This window comes from Bacillus sp. C30, assembly GCF_040838255.1.
Taxonomy (GTDB): Bacteria; Bacillota; Bacilli; order Bacillales; family Bacillaceae_G; genus Bacillus_A; species Bacillus_A mycoides.
Genome location: NZ_JBFPJH010000515.1, coordinates 1 through 1765 on the forward strand (window position 1 = coordinate 1; position 1765 = coordinate 1765).

At 35.5% G+C, this 1765-nt stretch carries 2 protein-coding genes; both read right to left on the bottom strand.

Annotation, left to right across the window (positions count from 1 at the left end; all coding sequences use genetic code 11):
- On the bottom strand, window positions 1–807 hold an 807-nt coding region (locus tag AB3X49_RS22390; protein WP_367964821.1), incomplete at its 3' end, for a M9 family metallopeptidase N-terminal domain-containing protein.
- 204 nt (window positions 808–1011) lie between these two features.
- Window positions 1012–1689, bottom strand: coding sequence for an MgtC/SapB family protein (locus AB3X49_RS22395; RefSeq protein WP_367964823.1), 678 nt, complete (start codon window positions 1687–1689; stop codon window positions 1012–1014).
- Window positions 1690–1765: the final 76 nt, after the last annotated feature.

A 1765-nucleotide genomic window follows, 5' to 3' on the forward strand; every position in this document is an offset into this window, starting at 1 on the left:
TTGCATAATATCGTAAATCGCATTTCCAGCTGAAAGATTATCTACCAATGTAGAAAAATTATCATTATATTGCTTAAAAATCTTTGCAGCCGATGTTATCGTTTCCACATCACTCGAAGCATTTCCTATTAATTTTCCGTATGATGATACAACTTTATTTTGTTCTAACGTACCGAGTTTGAAATTTGGATTGTTCGCAATCGTTTTTAACGCCGGCAAGAACTTGTCATGATAGCTCCGCTCATTAAGTTTACTTAATTCTGCATTATAAAAACCTAAATAAAATCCAGAGCGCAATACCTCTACTAATGTCTCAATCCCTTTTGAATCATCCTTCGTATAAGCTTGTCCTTGCTGCTTCAATTTATCAATAATTGCCTGCATCCTACTATCATTTTGATAGAATGCAAGGCTGTCCTTATTAAACTGAAATAGCCCCGTAATTTGCTCCCAATCGATTGTTACAAGTAAATCTACTAATTGTTGATTGCTTAATTGATTTAATTCAGCAATTGTATAAGTTTTCGCTACAGCTAATTGCTTACTTTCCTTTTTTACTTCAGGCGGTCTTTGCGATAAATCAGCAAATTGTAGCCTTTTCTCAAAAGACTTGCTTTCTAATACTTTCGATGAATGAGCTAATTCTTCCACGGGCAGTTGTACACCAACCGGCTCCATTTTTAGCACATTTCGATATGAAACTTGCTCTCCCTTAGTATCTTCCGCCAATATGCTTCCTTGAAAACTCCCTAACACTAAACTAGCAAAACTTACCCCTACTAAAACTTTTTTTGAATAGCCTTTCATGCTCTCCCCTACCTTACATTTTTTAGTGTCCCAATCAATTATTTTACTATTCTGACTATTTATTCTGTATTGAGAAAAAAGAAGGGAACGTTCACACATGTATCCATTCAAAATGAAATTAACACTTGACTTCACATGTGATTTATGTCAAAAAAAGGATAGATAATAGCGAAATTCCTGCTACATCTATCCTCTATTTCAACACTATGATTTTAACTTTATAAACGTAATTTCCGGCAATGTTTGCATATGCTGAATAAATGCATTCTTTTCTTCTGACGATATATTTTTCAATTGCATTCCTACCTTATAAACTATTTCTGTATCTTGCAGTAAAGCTTCAACTTCATATGAAAGTATTGGAATACCTTTCACTCGTAGCGTCTCTACTATTTGTTGTACCGCTTCGTGTTTATTTATACACATTTGCACTGTTATATTTTGCGGAAATAAAAATTGCACCTTAAAAATACGACTTACAATCTCTAAACCAATCAAAACGAGAATCATCGCTCCAATCCCTACAACATACATACCTGCTCCAATTGCTAGCCCTATTCCTGCTGTAGCCCATAAACCAGCCGCTGTCGTTAATCCTTTCACTGCCTGCTTTTGAATAATGATTGTACCTGCACCTAAAAATCCAACTCCACTAACAACTTGCGCTGCAATCCGGCTCGGATCAAGAGCCATATGTTCTTCAAACACAATATCCGAAAAAGCATATTTCGAAACGACCATTATTAAAGCACTCCCTACGGCTACTAGGAAATGTGTTTTTAATCCAGCTTCTTTTGAGCGAATTTCCCTTTCAATACCGATTATCGCCCCTAACAAACCAGCAACACCGATTCGTATAATAAAATCAATATGTAAGCTCACGAGCACTTCCCCCTTTTATTCATTATAGAGAGATAAAACAAAAATTATCACATGCATCTACCCATCGATATAAAAG